20 protein-coding genes are annotated in these 24112 nt (G+C 66.6%); 4 read left to right on the forward strand and 16 right to left on the reverse strand.

Annotated features, from left to right (window positions below; genetic code table 11):
* Nucleotides 1-147 precede the first annotated feature (147 nt).
* From AC52GN_RS06605 to gst, 6 genes are all read right to left on the reverse strand, one after another.
* Nucleotides 148-621, reverse strand: a complete 474-nt coding sequence (locus tag AC52GN_RS06605) for an Lrp/AsnC ligand binding domain-containing protein (protein WP_253107971.1) — start codon at nt 619-621, stop codon at nt 148-150.
* A gap of 132 nt (nt 622-753) precedes the next feature.
* Entirely contained in the window at nt 754-2559 is a 1806-nt protein-coding gene (locus AC52GN_RS06610) for a DUF885 domain-containing protein (protein ID WP_452111346.1), read from the reverse strand.
* Nucleotides 2560-2649: 90 nt separating this feature from the next.
* Nucleotides 2650-5592, reverse strand: a complete 2943-nt coding sequence (locus AC52GN_RS06615) for a TonB-dependent receptor domain-containing protein (RefSeq protein WP_452111347.1) — start codon at nt 5590-5592, stop codon at nt 2650-2652.
* A complete protein-coding gene (locus AC52GN_RS06620) occupies nt 5589-5822 on the reverse strand; it encodes a hypothetical protein (RefSeq protein ID WP_269298526.1) in 234 nt (77 codons plus the stop codon). The genes AC52GN_RS06615 and AC52GN_RS06620 overlap by 4 nt, the downstream gene beginning before the upstream one ends.
* 523 nt (nt 5823-6345) lie before the next feature.
* On the reverse strand, nt 6346-8406 hold the full coding sequence (locus AC52GN_RS06625) for an AsmA family protein (RefSeq protein WP_496528560.1): 2061 nt from the start codon (nt 8404-8406) through the stop codon (nt 6346-6348).
* A gap of 117 nt (nt 8407-8523) precedes the next feature.
* Nucleotides 8524-9225 (reverse strand): glutathione transferase, Atu5508 family, encoded by a 702-nt coding sequence (gst, locus tag AC52GN_RS06630; protein ID WP_346522528.1) that lies wholly within the window; start codon nt 9223-9225, stop codon nt 8524-8526.
* Nucleotides 9226-9398: 173 nt separating this feature from the next.
* Here gst and dinB point away from each other — a divergent pair, with 173 nt between their 5' ends.
* Nucleotides 9399-10487 carry a DNA polymerase IV gene (dinB, locus tag AC52GN_RS06635; RefSeq protein ID WP_496528561.1) on the forward strand — a complete coding sequence of 363 codons (1089 nt, stop codon included), beginning with the start codon at nt 9399-9401 and terminating at the stop codon, nt 10485-10487.
* Nucleotides 10488-10492: 5 nt separating this feature from the next.
* On the forward strand, nt 10493-11059 hold the full coding sequence (locus AC52GN_RS06640; RefSeq protein WP_496528562.1) for an alpha-ketoglutarate-dependent dioxygenase AlkB: 567 nt from the start codon (nt 10493-10495) through the stop codon (nt 11057-11059).
* A gap of 9 nt (nt 11060-11068) precedes the next feature.
* Here the strand turns inward: AC52GN_RS06640 and AC52GN_RS06645 are convergent, their stop codons facing one another.
* The 8 genes from AC52GN_RS06645 to AC52GN_RS06680 all read right to left on the reverse strand — a co-directional run bounded on the left by AC52GN_RS06645 (nt 11069) and on the right by AC52GN_RS06680 (nt 21633).
* Nucleotides 11069-11401: a DUF6880 family protein gene (locus tag AC52GN_RS06645; RefSeq protein ID WP_496528563.1), complete on the reverse strand. Its 333-nt coding sequence runs from the start codon at nt 11399-11401 to the stop codon at nt 11069-11071.
* 32 nt (nt 11402-11433) lie between these two features.
* Nucleotides 11434-12264, reverse strand: coding sequence for a DUF6880 family protein (locus AC52GN_RS06650; RefSeq protein ID WP_496528564.1), 831 nt, complete (start codon nt 12262-12264; stop codon nt 11434-11436).
* Nucleotides 12265-12545: 281 nt separating this feature from the next.
* Nucleotides 12546-12848, reverse strand: coding sequence for a DUF2149 domain-containing protein (locus AC52GN_RS06655; protein WP_496528565.1), 303 nt, complete (start codon nt 12846-12848; stop codon nt 12546-12548).
* Nucleotides 12848-13324, reverse strand: a complete 477-nt coding sequence (locus AC52GN_RS06660; RefSeq protein ID WP_200165203.1) for a MotA/TolQ/ExbB proton channel family protein — start codon at nt 13322-13324, stop codon at nt 12848-12850. Before AC52GN_RS06660 ends, AC52GN_RS06655 begins: the two co-directional genes overlap by 1 nt.
* A complete protein-coding gene (cobN, locus tag AC52GN_RS06665) occupies nt 13311-17144 on the reverse strand; it encodes a cobaltochelatase subunit CobN (protein ID WP_496528566.1) in 3834 nt (1277 codons plus the stop codon). Before cobN ends, AC52GN_RS06660 begins: the two co-directional genes overlap by 14 nt.
* Nucleotides 17145-17147: 3 nt before the next feature.
* Nucleotides 17148-19100, reverse strand: a complete 1953-nt coding sequence (locus AC52GN_RS06670) for a TonB-dependent receptor domain-containing protein (RefSeq protein WP_496528567.1) — start codon at nt 19098-19100, stop codon at nt 17148-17150.
* Between the two features lie 20 nt (nt 19101-19120).
* Complete coding sequence (locus AC52GN_RS06675; RefSeq protein WP_496528568.1) at nt 19121-19498, reverse strand: MerC domain-containing protein; 378 nt, start codon at nt 19496-19498, stop codon at nt 19121-19123.
* A gap of 74 nt (nt 19499-19572) precedes the next feature.
* Nucleotides 19573-21633 (reverse strand): TonB-dependent receptor domain-containing protein, encoded by a 2061-nt coding sequence (locus tag AC52GN_RS06680; RefSeq protein WP_496528569.1) that lies wholly within the window; start codon nt 21631-21633, stop codon nt 19573-19575.
* 62 nt (nt 21634-21695) lie between these two features.
* On the opposite strand from AC52GN_RS06680, the gene AC52GN_RS06685 reads away from it, so the two are divergent.
* The gene (locus tag AC52GN_RS06685; RefSeq protein WP_496528570.1) at nt 21696-21992 is read left to right on the forward strand and encodes an XRE family transcriptional regulator; all 297 of its coding nucleotides are present in this window, start codon (nt 21696-21698) and stop codon (nt 21990-21992) included.
* Nucleotides 21989-22738 (forward strand): class I SAM-dependent methyltransferase, encoded by a 750-nt coding sequence (locus AC52GN_RS06690; RefSeq protein WP_496528571.1) that lies wholly within the window; start codon nt 21989-21991, stop codon nt 22736-22738. The genes AC52GN_RS06685 and AC52GN_RS06690 overlap by 4 nt, the downstream gene beginning before the upstream one ends.
* A gap of 274 nt (nt 22739-23012) precedes the next feature.
* On the opposite strand, the gene AC52GN_RS06695 is transcribed toward AC52GN_RS06690, so the two are convergent.
* Together AC52GN_RS06695 and AC52GN_RS06700 are read right to left on the reverse strand one after the other, a co-directional pair.
* The gene (locus AC52GN_RS06695; RefSeq protein WP_496528572.1) at nt 23013-23666 is read right to left on the reverse strand and encodes an SOS response-associated peptidase family protein; all 654 of its coding nucleotides are present in this window, start codon (nt 23664-23666) and stop codon (nt 23013-23015) included.
* Between the two features lie 24 nt (nt 23667-23690).
* A complete protein-coding gene (locus AC52GN_RS06700; protein ID WP_496528573.1) occupies nt 23691-24080 on the reverse strand; it encodes a four-helix bundle copper-binding protein in 390 nt (129 codons plus the stop codon).
* Between the last annotated feature and the right edge of the window lie 32 nt (nt 24081-24112).

A 24112-nucleotide genomic window follows, 5' to 3' on the forward strand; every position in this document is an offset into this window, starting at 1 on the left:
CTCTTCGGATTCGAGCAGCTTCAGCGCCTTGGCCAGCGCTCGAGGCGTGTCTCCCGCGAGGTGCGGATCGTCTGCCGTTACGCGTCGCGTTGGTATTCCGCCATCCGGCTGGCGCGGAAATCTGCGAGGCGCCATGACGTCGATTGGCTACAGCGCGAGGACCGAGGTGTCCTTGACCTCTTCCATCACCGCATAGGTGCGGGTCTCGCGCACCCCTGGCATGACGCTCAGCGCGCCGGCCAGGAAGCCGCGGTAGGCGGCCATGTCCCTCATTCGCACCTTGACCAGATAGTCGAAGCGCCCCGCCACCATGTGGCACTCCAGCACCTCGGACGAGCGGCGGATGCGCTCGGCGAACTGGTCGAAGATGTCCGAGGTCGTGCGGTCCAGCAGCACTTCGATGAAGATCAGCAGCTCGCGCTCAACGAACTTCGGGTCGATCAGGGCCCTATAGCCGGCGATGACGCCGCGCTCGCGCAGGCGGCGCACCCGCTCGAAACAGGACGACGCCGACATGGTGCAGGCGGCGGCCAGATCCTGGTTGGTGATCCGCCCGTCCTGCTGGAGCACCTGCAGGATGCGGCGGTCAGCCTCGTCCAGCTTGTATCCCGCCGCGCTCATACGCGGCTCCCCCTTACGCATCCTGGCTACTCCGAACGATGACAAACCGCCTGCTGATCCGCAAACGGATCAACAGGCGGCGGGGGGCGGCGATCTGGGAGAAAACCGCCAGCCGTGGATCGGCCGGATGGCCTACTCGGCGCGCGCCGCGTTCGCGGTCGCCTTGCTCTGGCTGATGAAGTCTTCCATCTCGGCCGTCATCGCCGGGATCGTGGCGACAAGCAGACTGATCAGCTTGTCGTGGAAGGCCCTGATATCGAAATCGGCGCCCAGCTCCGTTTCCGCCTTGCGTCGCAGGCGAACGATCTCGATCTCGCCCAACTTGTAGGCCAAGGCCTGGCCGGGCCAGGTGATGTAGCGATCGATCTCCGTCTGGATTTCGTGGTCTGACAGAGCCGTATTGTCGCTCAGGAAGGCGATAGCCTGAGCGCGGGTCCATCCCTTGGAGTGAAGACCCGTATCGATCACCAGGCGAGCGGCGCGCCACATTTCATAATTCAGGCGGCCGAAGTCTTCATAGGCGTCCTCGTACACGCCCATCTCCACGCCAAGCTTTTCGGTGTAGAGCCCCCAACCTTCGCCGAAGGCCGAAATATTGGCCTGCAGACGCCATTCGGGAATGCCCGGAAACTCCTTGCGCATCTTTCCGTGCCAAGCATGGCCCGGGTTGCACTCGTGCACCGTCAGGGCGGGGATATTGTAGCGCGGGCGCGACGGCAGGTCGTAGGTGTTGAGCGAGCAGTTGCCGCGCCCCGCAGTGTAGAAGGGGGCGATATTGGCCGGGACCGCCGAGACGCTGAAGGTGTCACGCGGTTGAAGGCCGAAAAACTGGCTCATCTTTCCGTCGACCTTCTTGACCACCCAGGCGCCGTGCCACAGCAGGTGCTCGGGCTTGTCGTAGACGAACTGAGGGTCGGTCTTCAGGAAGCGGGTGAACTCGTTGAAGGTGCCGGTCCAGCCGGTGCTGCGCATCACGGTTTCCATCTCCGCGCGAATACGGGCGACCTCCGCCTGGCCGATCCGGTGGATCTCGTCCGGCGTCAGGTTGATGCTCGTGTATTGGCGGATCTGGCTCTGATAGAAGGCCTCTCCATCCGGCAGCTGGTTGGCCCCCAGGGTGTCGCGGGCCGCTGGCAGGTATTCGTTCCGATAGAAGGTCAGCAGAGTTCGGTGCGCAGGCACGACTTTCTGCTGGATGACCTCGATCGCGGCCCTCCGCAACCTTTGCTTGTCAGCGTCCGAGACGCCCGTCATGTCGATAAAGGGCGCATAGAAGGGGTTCTTGAGCGGGTCGGTCGGATCCGTCACAGCCGTGATCGAAACATCGCGTCCTGAAAGGGCTTCTCGCGGCTGGACGAAGCCGCGCGCGACGCCGGCGCGCATATTGGCGATCTGCTGGTCGAAGTATCGCGGCGTATCGCCCAGCTGTGAGAGGTAGCGTTCGTAGTCAGCTACGGAGCCAAAGGTTCCGTTGGCCATGCCGGCGATGCTCGACCAGAACGAGCTGTCCGCGTTGAAGGGCATCTCGTAAAGGCGGAAGCGTCCGTCATCGACGAAGTTGTCGATCTGGTTCTTGTAGACGGCGTAGTTGGTGCGCTCGGACGGCGATAGCTGATCCGGGGAAATCGCATTCAGACGTCGCTGCACATCCACCCAGTAGGCGAGACGGCGCTCCTGGGTCGCAGCACTCACATCCGGCAGATTCATCGGCTTGGAGAGGCGCGAGGGCAATTCACGCTGACGCCACGCCCATTCTTCATCGGCGATGGCGCGGAACTGCCGGTCAAGATCTGTCAGCGGCGGCGGAGCCTGGCGCGCGGCGGCAGGCGCGGCGCTGGCCTGGGTCTGCGCCAGGGCCGGCGTCGGCGCTACGCCGGCGCCAATCGCCAGAACGCCGAGTGCGACGGCGATGGCGCTGTGAGCGATCACGGTCTTCATCTTTCTTCTCCCCCTGGATCTTCTGGGCGCCGACCGGACGCCCGTCATGAAAGAGGCCGCCCCTCGCAGGGCGGCCTCAAACCTGTTCGATTAGAATTTGGCGTTCACGCCGATGTAGGCGTAGCGGCCCAGATTATTGTAGATGCTGGCGTTGAAGCCGGTATTGAGCGACGTACCCGTCCAGGTGAAGGGCGTCTGCGGCGGCTCCTCATTGGTGAAGTTGTTCACACCGGCGAAGACGGAGAACCTGTCGAAGCGATACTCGGCGCGGATGTCGTGGGTGAGCCACGACGGGGCCTTGTAGGGCTCATAGGTTCCCGGCTGGTCCTGATTGCTGCGGACCATGCTGCTCAGATACTGGTTGGCGTAGGACACCGACACGCGGTCATAGTCCCAGGTCACGCGGAAGTTCATCCGGCGCTTGGGATTGGGCAGTTCGCCCGCCTGCTCGTCGCGCACGCTGGCGTCGCCCGGAACCGGGTCATAGGTCAGGTCCTCCAGGAAGCCGGCGGCCGCGTTGAAGGACAAGGAGCCGTAATCCGGCAGACCCAGCTTGGCCAGATCGGTCCGGTAGGAGGCCGTCACGTCCCAACCCGAGTTGGTGTATTCGGCCACGTTCAGCACTTGGTTCAGCACGCGGGTGATGTTGCCGTCCGAGCCGCGCGATACGCTGGTGCAGAAGGGATTATTCAGGTCAGGGCTGTCGACGCAGTTGTTGATGATGTTCCGCCATCCGAGCGAGGCGATCACGTCGCTCATCTTGATGTCGTAGTGGTCGATGGTCACCGCCAGCCCTGGTAGGAAGGACGGCGTCAAGACGACGCCCAGGGTTAGGGTTTCGCCCTCTTCGGGCGCCAGGTCGGGATTGCCCTGGCTGACCACTGGCCGCGTGGCGGTGGACTGGACGAAGTCGGGCGACAGGCCCAGGGCCGCGCAGTTCGCCCGGCGGTTGGAGGAGAAGTTGCCCAGGTTCACCCGCGTGGCGTCGCACGGGTCCTCGATCTGGCTGTAGCCCTCGCTGCCGCCGCCGAACAGTTCGTTGATATTGGGCGCTCGCACCGCCTTGGCGAAGTTGCCGCGGAAGCGGATGTTGCGGTCGACCGTCCATTCCAGGCCGACGCCGTAGCTGCTGTCGCCGCCCGTGGTGGTGTAGTCCTGATAGCGATAGGCCGCCGTCAGATCCAAGTATTGCACGAACGGGACATCGGCCAGCAGCGGCACATTAATTTCGCCGAAGATCTCCTTGGATTCATAGCGGCCCTCGGTGATCTGCTGGGCGTTCTGGAAGATCAACGCATCCTGTGAACGCTTGTCCGGCACCGAACGAGCGTATTCCTTGCGCCATTCGACGCCCGCGGCGAAGGCGACCGGCAGGCTGGTTCCGCTGAACAGAGACGGATAGGAGAACAGTTCGCCGTTGACGCTGGCCACGGCGTTCCACTGACGGGTCACGTCGTCCCGGACGGTGTAGATGTAGGAGTAATCGATCGCATCCTGGGAGGCGATGCCCGCTCCGAACAGGTTCAGCGGCTTACAGCCTCGCGCCCGCGCGTCCGCGTCAGCGCAGACGATCTGCCCGTTCATTTCGATGGCGTCGATCGACTCGTAGAACTCCCTCTGCAGTCGGTCGAAGTTGGTGAACTGGGACTCGGTCTGGCCGTAGTTGACGTAGGCCTCGAACCGCCAGCCGTTGCTGAAGGCGCCGTCGAACCCGGCCACGAAACGGGTGGTGTCGTACACGCTCTCATAGGTGCGGATGCCGAAATCCCGGTCGTTGCGGGTGATATCGAATTCCTCCACCCCCGCGGCCGTCAGCATCGCGCGCAGATCCGACGGCAGGAAGGCGTTGTCCGCCTGGATGCGGTAGGCGTTGCCGGTGGCCGTGCCCGCGACGTCTCCGGCGAAGGTTCCGTTCTCGCGCTGGCTGTTCGCCTCGGTATGGAAATACTTGGCCTCGGCGAACAGGTTCAGTTCGGTGATGACGTCGCCGGAGGGCTGGAACTGATGGCGCAGCTGCAGCTCGCCGCCATAGCGCTCGACTGGAGTGCGCAGGGCGTCTTCGCGGAACTTGAAGCCGTCGCCGCCGATGGAGACCTTCTGCGGCCGCCCGGCGCCGTCGACGACGATCTGGCCGCGATCGAAGGGAACAAGCCGCCCGTCCTCGGTGAAGGTCAGGCTGTAGGCCGCGTTCGAGCCGATCGGCGTGACGATCACCGGGGTGAAGGAATCGTTGGTTATGTTGGTGTAGACGTCCCGCGCGGTAATGAAGGATGGAAGGCCGTCGTCCGGGCTCTTCTTGTCCGGGTTCGGGATATAGGCCAGGCCGCTCATGGCGTAGTCGCGCTCGTGCCGGTACAGTCCCTCTGTCTTGTCATAGGTGGCGGCGGCCATGACGTTGGTGCGACCGTCGTTGAAGTTCCGTCCGACGGCCACCGAACCGTAGTAGGTGTTCGGGCCGTCGGCCGAGCCGTACTGGGCCTGGGCGGCGATGCCGTCGAAATCCTGCTTGGTGATGAAGTTGACCACCCCGGCCACGGCGTCGGCGCCATAGACGGCCGAGGAGCCGCCCGTCACCGTATCGACGCGCGCGATCGTGGTCTTGGAGATGGTGTTGACGTCCACCGCGCTGGTGCCGCTCGACCCCGCCACATGGCGTCGTCCGTTCACCAGCACCAGGGTGCGGCTGGCGCCCAGGTTGCGCAGGTTCAGCGTCGCCAGCCCCTGTCCGGCCACCGTATTGGTGGTGCTGGAGGCCGATGCGCCGAGGCCGACCTGCGGCTGGCGCGCCATGGCGTCGATCAGGTTGGTGACGCCGATGTTCTCGATCTCCTGGGCGTCGACGACGTTGACCGGAGTCGAGGCCTCGACGTTCGGCCGTCGGATACGCGAGCCGGTCACCACGATATCGGCGACGGCGCTGGCTTCGGGCTCGGCGGGCGGCGCTTCGGATTGAGCCCAAGCCGGCTGGGCGGCGGCTGTGACGGCTAGACCGGCGATTATCGTCCCGGTCTTCAGATACGCAGACAGTCTCATCGGATCACCCCTCGTTTTTTGATTTGAATTTGCGCCTTGAGTTCCATCGCGGCGATGGTTCTCCAGCCTGCCGCGCCGCGCCGCGCCGCGCCGCGACGGGGCGGATCGAGCGTAGCGTTCGTGAGCCCCGCCTGGCCTGCGTCGTCAGCTGGATCGACCCTCCCGTCAGCAGCGGCGCAGACCGCGCGCGCCGGCCTGAAGGCAGCCTTCACCCCTGTCGTGGTCCGCAAGCCTCAATCCCTCCCAAGATCGGGGGCCGCGGCCCCTGCAAGCGTCTGTCGGCGCTTAGCCGACTCCTGAATCGCTAGCACTGAGGCGGGAGCAGGAGTTTCGGTTATTGTTCGTGAGGCGGAATGAAATTCACGCCGACGTCGAAAAACTGCGCCATCTTCGAAATGTGCGCCGAAGGCTCAATGAGAAATAGAAAGAATCATTTTGTGAGAAAAATGAAACAATAATCCAATATGCAAAACGATACTCGTCATACGTGGGTGGTTTTTTCTATGTTGGCGGCGTCTCCATCAGGAAGTCGTTCGCAGTGAAGCCGGAGAAAGCGCCTATAATTTGAATGTCGTGCGGCAGTGGTAATCCCCTTCATGAGCGGATGCACGTCCGCCTGAGCGAGGAGTAGCGGCAAAGCTAGGCGCTTGAACCTGTAACGGCTCCTGACGGCTCTGGGCGTGCGCAGCGCCTCCCGTCCGCCGCCCCAGAACACGCCGCCGGATCGCGCGAGGGCGTTTCCGGACCATAGGGCTATCGCGCGCTGGCGATTAGCGAGCCGCAGTCCGCGTCTTCCGCCAGGCCGGGATCGATAAACCCGAGCAGCGCTGCGATGGGGCTGACGAGCGTGGCCAGGGCGCCGACGACGCCGCCCTGTGTGGCGACGGCCGACAGGTCCACGCCGAGATCCGGAGAGGCGAGGGGGCCGGTGATGGTGATCGGCGCCCAGACCCGCAGAAGACGAGGCTTCTTGGTTTCGCCGTCGATCTTCAGATTCAGCCTCTCGGCCCCCAGGTCGATGGTTCCCGATCCCTGGGCCAGGACCACGTCCGTGTCGATCACCAAGGTGCGGGCTGTAGCGACGCCGTCTGAGACCTTGAAATCGGCGACGGCGCAGCGGATGGCCGAAGCGGACTGATCGCCCGAAAGCAGCTTGCGCAGGCCGGCGCCGACGTTGATCCCCAGCAGTTCGGCGAAGGCCGAACGCATCCGCCCTTGAGGAACGACGAGGCTGATGCTTCCCTTCGAACGGGCCGCCAGTTCATGAATGGACGCCCCGGGCCCTTCGAGCTTCGCCCGGCCCAGGGCGCGGCCCGTCACCGTCGGCGCACCGTCCCGTGCGGGTATGATGGACTCCAGCGGATAGCCGCTGAGACGGAAGTCGACGGCGCTGTAAGGCGTGTCCTTCGTGGCGTCGATCCGCGCGGTTCCGTTCAGTTCGCCGCGGTTGAAAGCGAAGGAGACCGGATCGAGCTTTAAAACGCCGTCCTTCAGATCCGCGCCGAGCCGGACCTGCCGAATGTCGAAGGCGTTGGCTTTCACCGAAGCGGCGCGATAGGCGAGGGTTCCGTCCATCACGCGCAGACGTTCTGTTCGTAAGGGCGCGTCGGGCAGCAGTTTGCCGGGCTGGCCCGAGGTCGCGACCGTGCCCGCAGTCGTGACCTGCGGGCGCGCGCCCAACACGGCCGCCAGGTCGTCAATGTCCAGGGCGCGGGACACGAGCTCGGCATCGACGCGGCGGCGCCCTTCGACCCTGTTCACCTCCAGGGTCCCCGACAGGTCCGACGAACCGACCTGCCCGCTGAAGTCCGCGAAGCGGAACCGGGCTCCGTCGCGAGTCAGGCTTCCTCTCAGCCGATAAGGCGGCGTGTTGGGGGTCGTAATCCCGGTCAGAAGGTAGAGGTCGGCCAGATCACGACCTTGCAGCTCGAGCCTGGCGTTGAAACGACCCAGGTCGAAGGGCCGGGTGACGGCTCCGGCGGCGCTCAGCCTGGAGCTCGCTCCGGCCAATTCAGCTGTAAAGGCGTAGGGCCGGTCGCGGCGTATGTTGATGAAGGGACCGCCCGTCACGCGAAGCGTCAGGGGCTCGCCGTTCATGGTCCCCTTGCCGTCGAGCACGAAGCCGCTCTCTCCATCCCGGGGCGAGCGCGCCTCACGCGCCGTGACCACGGCGTCGAGCGTCATGCCGCGTCGCTGTTCGTTCAGCGTAAGCCGGCCGTCGTGAATGACCAGGCGCTGTATGACGGGCAGCCTGGCGCCCCGCCCGTCATCGGGTCGGTCCGGCTCCAGGTCCCAGCTACGCCTGCCCTGGCTGTCGACGACTAGGTGGACCCGCGGGCGGGTGAGGGTCAGCGAAGCGACTTCGATCTGGCCCAGAAACAGCCGTCGCAATCGTATCGAGACGTCGAGCCGTTCGATCTCGGCGGTATTGCGCCCGGACGCCCATGTGGGCCCGCCGACGCTGAGACCGCGCACCGTCGCCGAGGGCGTCCAACTGAACAGCCTGACATCCAGGTCCCCTTTCAGAGCCACCTCCCGGCCGGTCGAGGCGGAGGCGGCGCGACCGATAGGGCCGCGCACCCAGTTCCAGTCGAACAGAACAAGGAACAGGAGAAAGGCGGCGACGAGGGCGAAGGTGATCGCCGCCGCGATGAACTCCGGCCGGCCGGGACGACGAACGGCGAGCCATACCGGATCCCGAGCGACCACATAGGCGCAAATGGCGTCGCGGCCCTCTGCTGCGCGCCGCAGGGCCGCTTCCGCTTTCTGGCGCAAGCTGTCGATCGTCGATTTCGCTCCAGGCCTGTCGATCAAGATCGCCTCCGGTGAGGCTGATCAACGCCTCAACCGGCAAAGGGCGCCACGTGCCGGGTCAGCCTGCGCGGGTTCAGGCGCTCACCGGCTTTCGCGAGGCTCTCGCGTTCGAGCGCCTCAGACGTTCAGAACTCTACGCAGGGATTGCTCGATGTCGCCGCCGCAATAGGCGTCGCCGTATTCACGGCGCGACCACTCCGCCAAGCGGGCCAGGGCTGGCGTCCTTGAGAGGCGCCGTGCAAGGCCCGCGGTGATGGGGGCGGTTTCTTCAAGCATTAATTCGATAGGGCGGAAGCGCTCGGTCAGGGCGGACCAGAGGGTCGCGGTGACGATGTCGGCCACGCCCGGTTTTTCTCCACCCAGCAAGAAACCGGAATGCGCCGTCAGGCCATGGCGTCGGCCCAGGTCCTCCCACAACGCCATCCATTTTCCCAGACGGGGCGCGAAGCTCGACCAGCGCGCCTCGGTCCACATCTGTCGGCCGCCGTCCAGAGTGATCTCATCGATGACGTCGTTCGCGTCATTGACCACCTTCATCGTCAAGGCGCGCAGTTCTGGCGTGGAAGGCAGCAGTTCAAGCGTCTCTCCCAGATACAGCAGGATCGCGGGCATCTGGGAGATCGCCGCTCCGGAAGCGTGATCGACCAATACGGGCGGCCCCATGAAAGGCACGGGCATCTCCCCGGGCGGCCTCTGCATGAGCGCGCTGATCGCCGCTTCGTTCGTCTCCGACCATGTCCGGGCAGCATGGGCGAGAAGGGCGCGAACGAATTGGCCCCGGAAGGGAACCGGCCAATAATAGAGGGTGAAGTCCGTCATGGAGCTCTCCAACGCTTAGCTGATCGCGAACGCCAGCGGGGGTGGGCAAGCGAATTTGCAGAACAGGTCCGACTGTTTCGCGTTCCGCTTCCGATACGGCGCATTTCAGGCTGGAGCCGTCACGCCACCGGAAGAATGTTCTCATTTTGTTCGAGTCTTGCTAGGCGTTGTCCATGGACGTTGCCCCCATACGCAAGATCATCCACGTGGACATGGACGCTTTCTTCGCCTCGGTGGAGCAGAGGGACGATCCCGCCTTGCGCAGTCGTCCCGTCGCCGTAGGCCACGCCGCTTCGCGCGGCGTGGTCGCCGCCGCCAGCTATGAGGCGCGCAAGTTCGGCGTGCGGTCGGCCATGCCGTCGAGCACAGCCTTGCGGAAGTGCCCGGAACTGATCTTCACGCCGCCCCGGTTCGAGGTCTATCGCGCCGTCTCGGCGCAGATCCACGCCATCTTCGCCGACTATACGAACCTGATCGAACCCCTGTCCCTCGACGAGGCTTACCTCGACGTCACCGCAAATATCCGGGGCTTGCCGACGGCGTCGGCGACCGCGGAGGAGATACGCGCGCGCATCCTCGAGGAGACCGGTCTGACGGCCTCGGCCGGGATTTCCTACAACAAGTTCCTGGCCAAGTTGGCCTCGGACCAGCGCAAGCCGAACGGCCAGTTCGTGGTCCCGCCCGGGCGAGGAGAAGCCTTTGTCGAGGCCCTGCCGGTCAAGCGTTTCCACGGCGTCGGGCCGGTGACGGCTGAGAAGATGAACCGCCTGGGTATCGAGACCGGCGCAGACCTCAAGCGTCAGTCCTTGGCCTTCCTTCAGCATCATTTCGGCAAATCCGGCGCCTGGTACTACGGCGTCGCGCGCGGGGAGGATCCGCGCCCCGTCAATCCGGACCGCGAGCGCAGGTCCAGCGGCTCGGAGACCACCTTCGCCAGCGACCTGGTCGATCCCGCGGCGATCGAGGCGGGCGTGGATCGGATGGCCGACGAGGTCTGGGCCTGGTGCGAAGAGGCGGGGGCGCTCGGCCGGACCGTGACGGTGAAGGTCAAATGGGCGAACTTCCAACAGTCGACCCGCGGTCGGTCCTTCAAAGAGCCGGTCGCCTCGAAGGCGCGGTTGCGTGAGATCGCCCGCCTGCTGGTGCGCTCCCTCTATCCGCCAACCAGGGGCGTGCGGCTTGTCGGCGTGACCCTGTCCAATCTGGAGAAGGCTTCGCCTGGAATCCCTTCATCGACGCCGGCGGGCGAACTGGCGCTGTGACGGCCATGCTCCAGACTGATCTGTTCGGCCACGTCCCGCGGCCGGCCGCGCCAGCGGGTTTCGACTATTGGCCGGACGTCCTCACGGCGGCCGAACAGGCGGCGGTGGTCGCTCACCTGCAGAAGCTGAGCTTCAGGCCCTATGAGCATATGGGCTATCAGGGCTTCAGACGGATCGCAGCTTTTGGACGCCGCTACGACCTTGAGCGACGACTGGAGACGGCCGAACCTTGGCCGGATTTCCTTAAAGCGCTTCTGGATCGCCTGGCTGGACCGCTCAGTCTTGATGAGGGGGCGTTCGTGCAGGCCCTCGTCAATGAATATGCGCCCGGCGCCGGGATCGGCTGGCACCGCGACCGTCCCGTCTATGGGAAGATTCTGGGCGTCTCCTTCCTTGCGCCCTGCGTCATGCGCCTTCGTCGCAAGGCGGGGTCGAAGTGGGGTCGCGCCGGAGCGGCGCTGGGGCCGGGCTCCGTCTATCGCCTTTCCGGCGAAGCGCGGAGCGACTGGGAGCATTCCATCTCGCCGATGACGGCGCTGCGCTACTCCGTCACCTTCAGGACCCTGGCCTGACAGGCGGGCCTAACCCGTCAGGATTTCGGCGGCTTCAGGGTAGCGCTGGGCCAGGCGCGAGGCCCAGTCCGCCGATGCGGGGCGCACCTGCCGGGCTTCGCGGGGGCGCGCCAGGACGAGGGCGGCCGCCTCGCGATGGGCGGGCCAGTCCATCAGCAGGCGCATGGCCGCTTCGAAGTCCGGGTGGGTCGAGGCGTGAACGAAGGCCTGGTCGAGCGCTTCGACATCGTCGAAGTCCGCCAGGCGCGAGAGGTAGTCGCGAAGGACGGGCGCCGACAGGTCGCGCTCGAACAGGCGCCAGCGAAGGTCCTGGGCTTCCTGGCGATGGCCCTCGGCGTCCATCACCTCGATGGATGCGGCCTCCCAGGCCGGGGTCAGTCGGGGCGCGCCGTCAGTCGGGTCGCGTCCATAGGTCCAGCGACGGTTAAGGGGGAGGGGCTAAGGGCGGCTTCCAGGGCGGCGCGGGCTTCTGCAGTGCGGCCTACCTCAAGGAGCCGGCGGGCGATGTCGGCGGCGACGTCGGGCGATCCGGCCTGTTCAGGCGTGACGAGGGACAGCCATAGATCGAGATCGCCGGCCCGATCCGCGAGGCGGCGCAGCAGGTTGCGGCCGGCCGGAGTTTTGCGGGTCGATACGTCCAGGCCGTCCAGAAGTCGGCGCGCCGTGAGCGGGCCGAGGGCCTCGCCGACGGAGGATATCCAGCGCGCATAGTCCTGGGGGCGCCGGCGGAGCGCATCGACCAGGTCGCGCAGCGCCTCGTCTCCTGCGGTTTCGGCGAGGGTGAAGAGGTCCGGCGCCGCAGCTTCGAAGGCGGCGGGCAGTTCCCCCTTGGTGTCCTTCACGCGGGCGGCCAAGCCAGGATAGAGGTCGAACCAGCGGATGAGGACGGCGAGCGCTTCGCCGGGGGTTTCGGGCGCCAGACGTTCGACGATCATCCGACGGTGCGCGGTCAGGTCCTCGATCAGTTCGCCGCGCTTGCGCCAGGACACACGTGTGCGGGCGACGGAGACGGCGGTGATGCGCTTGTCGATCTCAAGGGCGAGGAGGTCGGGGCCGGCCTCGGCCGCCAGTTCCAGACGAAGACGGCGCTTGAGATTGGCGTTCCCGGCGCCGGCCTCGATCAGCAGGTCCGCCAGACGGGGCGCCCCGAGATGGACGAGGTTGGCTGCGGAAAGCCTGGTCGAGATCCTGGGTTGTCGCGCCATGAGGTCCTTTGGGAGGAGCGGGGTCGTCCGAGGGGCAGCTATAGCACGGGCGCCAAGGACGATTTCGTCACCACCCTGCTACCCAGCAGTCGCTGTGTGTCGGACGGGAGGCGCGCCTTACGGAGCCGCCAGAAGACCCAGATTGGCGCAACTCGAAAGCAGGGATACAGTGACTTCGATTTATTCATACCCCTTTCCTCCCTTGGCTGCGGTTCAGATCAAGCACTGGAAGCCTTTCCTATGGAGCGCCGGCTTTGGACTGGGATTTATGATCCGATCTTCTATTCCGGCACATAGATCATCCTACCGTCGGGGAGGCGATAGGCTGAGCCCGCCTTGACGCCCTGGCCTTCGCCGATCCGGCCCTGGGATTCGTAGCGGGTCAGTTCGTCGCCCCCCTTCACGGTGATGCGCATGTCGGCCTTGCCGGGGTTCTCGATCACCATCAGGTCGCGCGCGTTGAAGGGGTTGAGCGGGTTCTGCACCAGAACCACGAGCAGGACGGCGATGATCACCACGAAAAGGTCGATCAGATTGACAACGGCGGTGATGGGATCGTCGTCTTCTTCGTCGAGGAAGCGCATCAACCGGCCTCCCGCGCGCGTTCGATGGCGCGCAGGTCCTGAAGCAGCCAGCGCCGGCGCACGGTCAGGACATAGTGGGCGATGCTGGCGGCGATCAGGGCCAGTGTGACGCCTGAGAAGGCCACCACCATGTTCTCGCCTACGCCCGAGGCGTCGCCACGTCCCAGCGCCAGCAGGGCGGGGCCCATGGGGATCATGGTGGCGACAAGGCCCAGCATGGGGGCGCTGCGCGAGACGATGCGCAGGCCCTCGAGGTCTTTGAGGATCATCAGTTCCAGATCGTCGCTGGCGGCGTCGGTCGCTCGCCAGCGGCGCCATAGGGGACTGCGCCAGTCGGCGCGTCGGCGCTGACCGGCCTCCACCAGGAAGGCGCCGAGGGCGAACAGGGCATAGGCCATCGCGGCCAGGATGAGGATCAGCGCCGGCGCGAGGAACAGGCTGGAAACCTGATAGAGGCCGGCTTCAAGCTGGGGCATGAGGGACCTTTCGAGGGAGGGAGACGAGACGGCTGACGCCGCCGGCCAGGAAGGCGAGGAGAAACAGCAGGCGGCCCCACGGCGGGGGAAGGGACGGGGCAGGGGCGGGCGGCGGGATCGGCTCAAGGACCTGGCCCCGCACGAGGTCGGAGGGCGTGCCCGCCGGGGCAGGCTCCAGGACCGAGGCCGCCGCTGAGCGAGCCGCTCCCTGGCCAAAGCCGGGATGCGTCGTCGCTCCGGGGGGCGAAGGACTGTCGATCTGCGCCAGGCGCGCCTCAAGCGCTTTCCGCGTCGCCGCGTCGGGAGACCAGTAGCCCTTGGCGACGGCGTCGCGCAGGCGCTGGATCATCTGTCGCTCGGCCATGGGGTTGTGGGCTTCGAACCATTCCCGCACGCCCAGGCCGCGCTCGTCGCGGACATAGACGTCGTGAAGCGCCTGCCACTGATCCTGTCGGACCATGCCGGGCGCGGTGGCTTGCCAGCCGAACAGATTGTCGGCCAGATCCACAACAGCCAGCGTCCCGGCATAGCCTTCGGCCTGCATGGCCTGGATCCAGGTGCGGTTGGTGTAGCGGCTGCGCATTTCCGCAGCCAGAAAGTCGCGAGCGGCGACCGTCCTCGGCGACCCGGCCCGCGGGTCGGTGATGTAGAGAGAGGGCGCCTCGCCGCCGGCCCGCCGGATCGCCAGCGACAGGCCGCCCAGGTATTCGAAAGGGTGATCGGTCGACAGGACGCCGTGCAGATTGCTGGATCGCGACAGGGCGGCGGCCTGGACCCCGGCGAGCTGGGCCGCGAAGACGCCGCCCTCCGCTTTCCGGCCCCAGCGTCCCGCGCCATAGACATAGCCCAGGCGATCCAGGAAGGGATCGGCCAGATCCTCGGCGTCATTCCAGCTGTCGGCGTCCCGCACGGCGTCGGGCACGCCGCTGCCGTAGTCGCCGGGCGCATTGCTGAAGATGCGGGCGCGGCCCAGGGCCTCGGCCTCATCGGTCGAAAGGCCTTCGGCGACCAGGCGAGCGGCGGCGGCGCGGCTGTTCTCCGCGACGGGATCGCCGGGCTCGTTCTGTTCGGCGATGCGTTCGACAGCGTCGGCCAGCAGGCGCAGGAAGCCGTCGAACTGATCGCGATAGACGCCGGTGGCGTGCACCACCACGTCGATGCGCGGCCGCCCCAGTTCGACGGCCGGTATGATGTCGAGCGCGACGATGCGTCCTCCCGCGTCCCAGCGGGGCCGTAATCCCAGGGCGCGCAGAATCTGTCCCTCAGGAAGGCCGAGGGTGCGGACGGACTCGGACGACCACAGGCTGACGGCCATCTTGGTCAGCGGGCGTCCATCGTGCTCTTCGGCATAGGCCTGACGCAGGCTGTCCAGGGCCTCGGCGGCGGCGTCATAGGCGGCCTGGGCGGGGATTTTGTCGGGCGCGAAGGCGTAGAGATTTCGGCCGCCGACGGCTTCGGGATTGCGCACCGGATCGCCGCCTTCGCCCGGCAGGACGAAACGGCCGGACAGGGCCCTGAGCAGGGCGTCTGTCTCTCCGGTTTCCGTCAGGCGCCGGTCGAGGATTTCAGCGCGTTCGATCTGGGCGCGCAGAAGGGGATCGGCGATGGAACTGGAAGGAAGGCCGTCGCGAAGGTGATGTTGCAGCGTCTGGAAGGCCGGATCGGCGTGCAGGGCGGCCTGATCCTTGGCGAGCACCTCCTGCTCGTCCAGGCCAAGCGCCTCGAAGTAGGGCGCGCCCAGTTGCTGCATGACGGTGGTCAACCGGTGATCCGGCGAGGCCGGACGACCGAACACGTGCAGCCCGAGCGGCGTGGGCGCGCCGCCGACCTGATGCAGATAGTCGTGCAACTGGTTCAGGAAGGCCGCGAAGTCGATGCGCGCGGTCGATCGCGTCCAGCCCATGTCTGCGTCCACGCTTCGTTGCGCCGCGAGGTCGAGAATCTGCTCCCGCACAGCGTCCTGCACCGCGCCCTCTTCCAGCTGCTGGTGCTGATGGATCAGGTCGTGGAGGGTTTTGAGCTCGTCATTCAGACCGGCGGGAGAAAAGGGCGGGGTCTGATGGCTGACGGTGACGGCGCGGCCGCGCCGCTTCGCCTGCATGGCCTCGCCGATGTTGTCCTGGATGTAGGGATAGACGACCGGCAGGCCGCCCAGCACGACGAAGGCGTCATCGTGCGCCGACAGTCCCCGGTCCTTGCCGGGCAGGAACTCCTGCGTCCCATGGGTGCCCAGATGGATGAGGGCGTCGGCGTCCAGAACGTCGCGCACCCACAGATAGGCGGCCAGATACAGATGGTCGGGCGGTGCGGCGGTGTCGTGATAGGCCTCGCCCACGCGGGCGGCCCGGGGCGGTTGGGGCAGGACGGTCAGGGCGCCGTCGCGGAAGGCGGGGATGACGAAAACCGTCTCGCCGTCGATGGTCCGCACCGACCAATGCCGCGCCGGGTCGCCCCAGCGGGCCTGGACGGCGTCACGCCGGACGGCGGGCAGGGCGTCAAGCCAGGCGCGATAGCGGGCGACGGGCAGGGTCACGGCCAATTCCCGCTCCCGCAGACCGTCCAGTTCCTCATGCCGGTAGAAGGCGCCCAGCATGGCGCGCGCCGCGTCGATCCAGCGGGCTTCGGAAAGCGGCGGAATCGCATAGCCCGCTGCGTTCAGATCCAGGCTCAACGCCTCCAGGCTGCGCGGAACGTTCAGGTTCGAGGCCGAGACGTTCGCCTCGCCGCCGGGATGGTTCCAGAACATCAGGGCCAGCCGCTTGTCGGCGTTGGGCCTGCGGCGAAGGGCGACGAGGCGGGCGGCGCGGGCGGCGACGGCTTCGACCTGTTCGGGAATCGGGGCGAGAGCGCCGTTCTCGAAAGCCGAAATCACCATGGGATCGCTCATGCCCCAGGCCTCGGCGGGCGCCATCAGCGCGGCGGCGGACCGGCTGGGCAGGCCGGTATCGGCCGCGCGCCAGGCCTCGACGCCGCCTTCCCGGTAGGAGAAGGTCATCAGGGCGGGGATGTCGAGCGCGATGAGTTGGTCGCGGATCGGGTCGCCGGCGACGATATGCTGGGTGTTGAGGAGCAGATCGGGGGCGAGCGGCGCGAGCGCCTCGGTCAGGCCCTGCGGACGACGTTGGTCGAACCACACGCCGACGCCCTCCAGGCCCCTGGCGTCGAGCGCGGCGATCAGGGCGTCGATCACGGCGGTGTCGCCATCCGCAACCTGTGAACTCGACATCAAGATCGCCGCGCGGGCGCGCGCCGGCCGCCCGGCAAGCCAGGCGTCGAGAGCTTCGGCGTCGTGCGCCTCCAGGCTCGGGTGATGATAGCCGACCTGCTCCAGCGGGCGCGGCGGCGGAAGCGCGGCGGCGTCGCCGCCCATGGCGTGGAGCTTCAGATATCGGAACAGGAGGGTGAAATTCTCCTGTCCGCCCGCCGCATAGTAGCCGGCGATGCGCCGCGCCGCCTCGGGCGACAGGTTGCCGAAGGCCGGCGCGCCGCCGCCGATGCGAACCCAGGGCCGGTCGCCGATCTCGAGCCTGTCGCCGATCACGGCCTGCACCGCTTCGACATCGGAGGGACGCGGCGTGTCGAGCAGGATGAAGTCGGCCCGCGCCCAGTCCGGTTGATCGTCAAGCGTGGAGAGGGATGCTCCGCGCAAGGCGACGTCCTCCGCCCCAGCCATGGCCTGCAACCGCACGAACTTGGCGGGCAGGATGAAATCGCTGCCGATCACCTGCACGCGGGGGCCCGGCGCGTCCTGGGCGGCGACCCGCAGGGCCGGGGCCAGGCAGACAGCGACGATCAGGAAGAGGCGGAGGAGGAACGCCACGGCTCAGAAGCTCGCCGTAAAGCCGAGGTGGTAGAAGCGGCCGGGCTCGGCGAAGGAGAAGAAGGCGGATTCCTCGGCCAGACGCACGTCGGCCAGGTTCTGAACCCCGGCGCGCACCCACAGGTTCGGCTGAATCTGGTAGCCGCCTTCCAGCGAGACCAGGGCATAGTCGGGAACCGGCTGCTGTACGGAGTTGGAGACCATCCATTGCTCGGCGACGTACTCGCCGCGAAGCTGGACGAAGCGGGTTTCGTCAGGTTGCCAGCGCAGGGTGGCGTGGCCGCTGTGCTCGGGTCGTTCGGACAAGGGAGAGCCCGTCTCCCGGTTTTCGCTGTCCAGGTAGGTGTAGTCGGCTCTCAGGCTGAAGCCGCCCGGCAGGGGCGCGGCGCCGGCCAGTTCCATGCCGCGAATCCGAGCCTCGGCGATGTTCTGATACAGACGGATTTCACGGCCGCGCACGCCGCAGAATGCGGTGCAGCGAGTTTCGATCAGGTCCTCGATGTCGTTGTCGAAAACGCCGACGCGGCCCATCCAGCCGCCCCGGCGGTATTCGGCCGAGGCCTCGTAGGAGGTTCCGATCTCGGGCTTCAGGTCGGGGTTGCCGTAGACGCGGAAACGGCCTGCGGCCGCTATGGTCTCGAACTCCGGCGACAGTTGTTTCAGGCTGGGCGACTTGAAGCCCCGGCCGCCCCCGGCCTTGAGCGTCAGCCCCTCGAGCGGCGACCAGACGGCGTAGAGGCGCGGGCTGGTCTGCCACCCGTACTGCTCGTGATGATCGAACCGCGCGCCGCCGGTCAGCGACAGCGAGGACGTCAGGGTCCATTCGTCCTGCAGGAACAGGGCGTAGCGTTCGCCTTCCAGCCGGCCGGACCGGGAAGCGGCCGCGTCCTCCAGCCGCTCGCGCCGCCATTCGCCGCCCACGCTCAGGCGATGGCTCGCCCAGCGGTCGAAGATGGCCCGGCCGTCAAGGATGTCCTCCTGCATCCCCACAGGGCGCGACGGGGTCTGTCCGGCCGTCACCGCATTCTCGCGATCCAGCGTCGAACGGTAGACGCGGACGGCCGTTTCGCCCCAGCCCCAGAGTCCGCGATGCGACAGGGCGTACTGGCGCCGCTGCACCGTGTCGGCGAAGCGATAGTAGACGGGCGATGCGCCTGTGGTCGCCGTGTCGCGATAGCGGTCGTCGCGCCCGCCCAGAATGGTCAGGTCGATCCGCTGCGCCGCATCCGGCGTCCAGCTCAAGGTCGCCGAGCCGGTGACGGTCTCGCGATCTTCGAGGTCGGAAAGGCGACGGTTCGTCGCCTGGGGCGTATTGGCCCGCGCCTTGGATTCCGCGAACAGGCTGAGGCCAAGACGGTCCTGCGCCAGCGGGCCGCCCGCATAGGCGCCGACCTGGTAGGTTTCGCCCCCTCGGCCATCCTCGCGTAATCCGCCCATGACGGTCAGGCTGCCGCGCCACTCGTCGGACGCGCTGCGGGTGATGACGTTGACCACGCCGCCGAGGGCCTCGGAGCCGTAGAGCGACGACATCGGCCCGCGCACGACCTCGACGCGTTCGATGGCTTCGGCCGGCATCCAGCCCAGGTCGAAGTCGGCGTGCTGGACGGCGTTGGCGGCGGCGTTCACCCGTCGCCCATCGAGGAGGAACAGGGTGTGTTCGCTGGGCATGCCGCGGATGGAGACGCCGCGCCGGGTCAGTCCGGCGCCGTTGAGCGTCACGCCCGGCACGTCGCGCAGGACGTCGGTCAGGTCTTGAACCGGCCGCCGAAGAAGCTCTTCGCGGTCGATGACGGTGACGCTGGCGGGCGCGTCGGTCGTCGTCCGCTGGGTGGATGTGGCGGTGACGACCACGTCAGGCAGGCGTTGCGGCGCGGCCTCTTCGGCGATGGCGGGAAAAGCAGCGCCGAGGGCGGCGGCGAGCGCCGTCGCAGAGGCCTGCGGAATAGCGGATTTCATGGTGTGGGATGTCCAGGACGTCAGTGGGCGTGCGGCCTGCGCCGCCAGTTCATCAGGTGAGCGACGCTGAGCAGCAGGCCGCCGGCGACGGTGATCGGCGTCTCGGCCTCGTGCGTCGGCCACTCGGCGGCGGCCAGGAACAGCAGGGCGACGCCGAGCGCGCCCAGGCCGATCAGCGGCCAGGCGCGACGACCGTCCTGCGTCGGGCGCGTCAGGGTCCAGGCGGCGATGGGCGCGGCGGTCAGGGCGAAGGCCCAGTGCACCCAGGGGGCCTCGGCGAACAGGCCGAGTACCGGCAGCAGTCCTGCGACCAGAGGCAGGGCGAGGCAGTGGATCATGCACAGGCAGGACAGGCCGACGGCGGCGGCGTCGCCCCAGGTCTGGACACGAGCGTTCATGGCGATCCTTTCAGAGGAAAGTCGGCCGCGACGTCATGGGACGCCGCGGCCAGGCGGGGGGAGGAGGGGAAGGATCAGAATCGGGCGCGGAAACCCAGGACGAGATTGCGGCCGCGCAGGGGCGCCAGATGGCTGATGAAGGAGGCGTGGTTCAGCGCCTTCTCGTCCAGCAGATTGGTCCCGCGCACGAAGATCTGCCCGCTGATGTCGGCGATCGTCGGGACGTCATAGGCCAGGGTGGCGTTGACCATGTCGTAGCCGGGCGTCTTGCGTTCGAAGGCGGCGATGCGGTCCTGCTCGAAGACGTGGACGTACTCCAGGTTGCCCGACCAGGCGCCCTGGTAGAAGTCGCCGCGGGCGCCCAGGCGGCCGGCCGGAATGCGTGGCAAGTCGCCGCCGTCGCCCTTCAGCTCGGCGCGGACGTAGTCGCCGAAGGCCGTGGCCGACAGGCCCGGCCGGAACTCGTGGGTGACCTGGCCTTCGATCCCGGTGAAGCGGGCGTCGGCCTGGGTGTAGCGGATCAGGCGGAAGTCCTCGAACTGGTCGAGGGTGTCGGCGAAGATGTAGCCGTCATAGTCATAGTGATAGAGGCTGGCGGCGAAGGTCGTGGCGCCCTCGATCTTCTTCAGGCCCAGTTCGATCGAATTGGCCGTCTCGACGTCCAGATCGGCGTCGCCGATCTCATAGGTGTTGGTCGCCAGATGGACGCCGCGCGCATACAGCTCCTGCGCCGTCGGCGCGCGCTGTGATCGGGCCAGGGTCACGCTGGCGACGTAGCCGGGCGTGAAGGTCCAGCTGGCGCCGCCGGAAAGGGAGAAGGGCGAGTGGCTCGTATCGGCGCGCCCCAGGGCGCGGGCCTCCTGCCACTCCTGGCGCAGGGCGCCTTCGAAGCGCCAGTCGCCGGCGACGTATTCCTCGACCAGGAACAGGGCGTGGTTCTCGGTGCGGCTTTCGGGAATGAAGGATTCGGCGCCGACGGCGGCGAAATCGCTGCGCGAGGTCTGGGCGCCGACCACGCCGCGCACCAAGCCGATGGCGGCGTGCTGCACCTCGACGCGGGCGTCATAGCCTTCATTGGTGAAGGTGGTGGCGATCTCGCCGTCGTCGATCTCGTCGTGGCGATAGTCGGTGAAGCCGCCGCGGAAGCGGATGCGTTCGATCCCGGCGAACGGATCCTCGATCTCGCCGCGCACGTCCACCCGCTTGCTGATCAGATCGACGATCGGGACATGGTCATGATCGTGGTCGTGATCGTGATCATGATCGTGGTCATGGTCGTCGTCGCCGTGGTCGTGACCGCCGCAGTGCAGGCTGGAGCCGTGCGGATGGCAGGATTCATACTCGTGCGTATGCCCCGGCAGGCCGTATTCGCTGCGCTGCTCCGTATAGGCGGCGCCCAGATAGCCGCGCGACCCGATCCAGGACAGGCCCAGGGTCGCGGTCGAACTCCGGTTGAACGACCCGTCCAGCGTGGCTTCGTCGAAGTCGGGGACCTCATAGTCGTCGGTGCGGCGTCCGGCGGCCTCGACCCGGATGGCGAACGATCCCGCGCCGGCGGTCAGGCCGACCACGCCGGCTTCTTCATTGTCCGCCGTGCCCAGGCGGAACTCGGCGACGCCTTCGCCGCCGTTCTCTGGAATGCGCGTCGGGATCTTCTTGTCGATCAGATTGACTGCCCCGCCGATGGCGCCGCCGCCGTAGAGCAGGGCGGACGGGCCGCGCAGGATCTCGACGCCGTCCAGCAACAGGGGTTCGCCGGACACGGCGTGGTCGGGGGAGACTTCCGAGGCGTCCATCAGGGCCGAGCCGTCAGTCAGGACTTTCACGCGCGGCGCGGTCTGGCCGCGGATAACCGGACGGCTGGCCCCGCCGCCGAAGGTGTCCGAGTTGATCCCGGGCAGGCCGGTCAGCGTCTCGCCCAGAGTCGATTGCCGGCGCTGGACCAGTTCGTCGCCTCGCAGCACCGCCACATTGGACACCACCTCCCTGCTCGAACGGCCCAGGGCGTCGGCGGTCACCACGACGTCTTCCAAGCGGGTCGCGGCCGGACCGGACTGGGGCAGGGCGTCGGCCCAGGCCGCCGTGGAAATGGCTGAGAAACTCGCCGCCGCGAGCAGGATCGATCTTGAGTGCATGACGCTCCCCGTTCATGAAGAGAGTCGCTATTATGTTATATCGTAACATTCATCAAGCGAGCATGAGGGAGATTGAAATGAGCGGCGAGGGGGCTTTGGCGGAGGCCGAGCGGGTGCAGGTCGAGGTCTGGCGAATGATCGGGCGGGTCTTCGAGACGTGTCGGGCCAACGGTCTCAGTCAGTCCGATCTGGCGAGAAGGCTCGGCGTCCCGCGGGGACAGGTCTGCCTGTGGCTGAGGGATCGGGAGCGCATGACCCTGAAGGCGGCGGTGCGCCTGGCCGACGCCATGGGTCATGATCTCGAAGTGCGGCTGGTCCGCCGAGCGGCGTTTCGCGCTGCCCGGGCCGAGGCGCAATGAGCCTGTTCGATCACGTGGAGGCGCTGCAGGGCGACCTTCCGTGGGGTCGTTTTCTGGACGCCGGGACAGGGGTCAACTCCAGTTTGTGGAGCACGGGTCTGGCCACGGAGGCCTGGACGGGGGTGACGGCTGCGGCCGGTCATGCGGATCAGGTGCGCGCCTCGGTCGGGGAGCGTCTTCGGCCGCACGACCGGCTGCTGCTCGGCAACTGGACCGACGCGACCCTGCTGGAAGGCGAGGTCTTCGACACGGTGCTGGCCGATTATCTCATCGGCGCCGTCGAGGGCTTCGCGCCCTATTTCCAGCAAACCCTTCTGCGCCGGTTGAGGCCCATGACTGGGCGTCGCCTCTATGTCGTCGGCCTGGATCCCTACATCGTCGGACCGGCCGATACGGACGAGGCCCGGATGGTGCGTGAGATCGGCAGGCTGCGCGACGCGGTCCTGCTCCTGGCGGACGAGACGCCCTATCGGGAGTATCCGGCGGAGTGGACGTTGAACGCGCTTGCCAGCGCCGGCTTCAGGGTGCTCTCGGCTTGTCGCTTTCCCAATCGCTACAAGGCGAAATGGGTGAACGGTCAACTGGATATGGCTGTGCGGCGCTTGCCCCGGGTCGCAAACCACGGGCTGGCCCGGAGCCTTGCCTCGCGGGTTGAAACTCTTCGCGAAGAAGGACTCGCGCTCTGTGCCGAGCGCAACGGCTTACGATGCGGCGCCGATTATGTGGTGGTTTGCGAGCCCAACTAGAGTCGCCTTCTCGCTCTGACGCAGTGGCTGCTTCTGAAGCGATGTGGGCGTTGAATGTCGCTGACGTAGTCACGTCATGAAGCGGATCGCAGGTGTGAGGCATCGTCCCGATCCGGCTCCCGCAACCACTGTTCGTATAGCCGCTCTGGTTATACCGATATAGGCGCCAAAAACCCCGTAAGCTCAATGGCGCACGAGGTGTTTGCGTTTCTGCATTTGCGCCGCGCATTAGGCCGAAAAGACGGTCCAGACCACAACTCTGCCGAAACGACCATCACAGCCCCTGGAGTAATCCACCTTCGTCAGCAGGCACGGGCTTGGCCGGATCGGCTGCCCGTTGAATGCCGTCTCTTCGGATCACACGCACCTCGAGCGTGTTTTCCGGGAGAGGCGCAAATATTTCCGCCTCATCCCTGGAAAGCGTCAGCCACTCCACCCCATCGGTCGGAGCCAGCGGGACGACGCTGCGTTTGTGGAAAGGCGCGACATCTGGTCCGGGCTCGGTCGTGAGCATCGAGAAGCAGTCGTCTTTCACGATGCCCGCGATCCAATGCCAAGGCTGGTCTCGCATCGTGAAGAAGAAGCGATCCATCAGTTTGACGCCAGGCTTGCGCGGCGTGCTGTGCTCGTAGAATCCGGTCGCAAGGATCAGCACGCGATCGCTGCCCGCAAAGTCCCAGCCTTCGCTCCTGAAGTTGAAGACAGGTTTGCCGTTCGGCGCGCGCCAGGCCCAAGGCAACATTGAGCCGACGAGGTGGTCTCCTTTGAGGCGAACCACCAAACCAAGATCTCGAATTTTCAGGCTGGGCTTCGGGCCGAGGTCGTTAGGAATCCGCCCATCCTGCCACTCGAACGGCATCTGTTTGGCTTTCGCGAGTTCCTCGCGAAACTTGGCCAATGCGATCTCGCGGGCGTACTCGTTACACATCGGGAATGACTCCCTGAAACAATCCTACTGGACCGTCGGGACCGCTTTGCGACAGTCATCCGCGCACTCGCGACACATCTCTGCGCAAAGACGGCAATGGTCGTGGTCGTGACGCTCGCACTCCTCTGCACAAAGATCACAGACGTTCGCACAGGTCTCGAGCATGGCGCGTAGAGCTTCGATATTCTGACCCGTGCGGCGGACCGCAAGTCGGGCGGTCGCATCGCAAACGTCTGCGCAATCCAGGCAGGACCGGATGCACTGCCGCATATCCATCGTCTCGGCAGAACAGGCGTCGGCGCACGACGTGCACATCAGGCTGCAGAACATCGCGTGGCGGGCGGCGTCGGCGAGCAGTTCGTTGAAGTCGTCGCCGACATCCGGGTGAAGCAGGATCATCTTATGAATGGACATGGCCTGGGCCTCTCGTTTCTCAAGCGCCCCGC

Source organism: Brevundimonas sp. SS2672, assembly GCF_059579685.1.

Coding starts and splice junctions, on each gene's coding strand:
- AC52GN_RS06690 (WP_496528571.1), top strand. CDS start 21,989: ATGAGCCTGTTCGATCACGTGGAGGCGCTGCAGGGCGACCTTCCGTGG.
- AC52GN_RS06695 (WP_496528572.1), bottom strand. CDS start 23,666: ATGTGTAACGAGTACGCCCGCGAGATCGCATTGGCCAAGTTTCGCGAG.
- AC52GN_RS06610 (WP_452111346.1), bottom strand. CDS start 2,559: ATGAAGACCGTGATCGCTCACAGCGCCATCGCCGTCGCACTCGGCGTT.
- gst (WP_346522528.1), bottom strand. CDS start 9,225: ATGACGGACTTCACCCTCTATTATTGGCCGGTTCCCTTCCGGGGCCAA.
- AC52GN_RS06650 (WP_496528564.1), bottom strand. CDS start 12,264: ATGGCGCGACAACCCAGGATCTCGACCAGGCTTTCCGCAGCCAACCTC.
- AC52GN_RS06655 (WP_496528565.1), bottom strand. CDS start 12,848: ATGCGCTTCCTCGACGAAGAAGACGACGATCCCATCACCGCCGTTGTC.
- AC52GN_RS06660 (WP_200165203.1), bottom strand. CDS start 13,324: ATGCCCCAGCTTGAAGCCGGCCTCTATCAGGTTTCCAGCCTGTTCCTC.
- AC52GN_RS06700 (WP_496528573.1), bottom strand. CDS start 24,080: ATGTCCATTCATAAGATGATCCTGCTTCACCCGGATGTCGGCGACGAC.
- AC52GN_RS06615 (WP_452111347.1), bottom strand. CDS start 5,592: ATGAGACTGTCTGCGTATCTGAAGACCGGGACGATAATCGCCGGTCTA.
- AC52GN_RS06605 (WP_253107971.1), bottom strand. CDS start 621: ATGAGCGCGGCGGGATACAAGCTGGACGAGGCTGACCGCCGCATCCTG.
- AC52GN_RS06640 (WP_496528562.1), top strand. CDS start 10,493: ATGCTCCAGACTGATCTGTTCGGCCACGTCCCGCGGCCGGCCGCGCCA.
- dinB (WP_496528561.1), top strand. CDS start 9,399: ATGGACGTTGCCCCCATACGCAAGATCATCCACGTGGACATGGACGCT.
- AC52GN_RS06675 (WP_496528568.1), bottom strand. CDS start 19,498: ATGAACGCTCGTGTCCAGACCTGGGGCGACGCCGCCGCCGTCGGCCTG.
- AC52GN_RS06685 (WP_496528570.1), top strand. CDS start 21,696: ATGAGGGAGATTGAAATGAGCGGCGAGGGGGCTTTGGCGGAGGCCGAG.
- AC52GN_RS06645 (WP_496528563.1), bottom strand. CDS start 11,401: ATGGACGCCGAGGGCCATCGCCAGGAAGCCCAGGACCTTCGCTGGCGC.
- AC52GN_RS06670 (WP_496528567.1), bottom strand. CDS start 19,100: ATGAAATCCGCTATTCCGCAGGCCTCTGCGACGGCGCTCGCCGCCGCC.
- AC52GN_RS06680 (WP_496528569.1), bottom strand. CDS start 21,633: ATGCACTCAAGATCGATCCTGCTCGCGGCGGCGAGTTTCTCAGCCATT.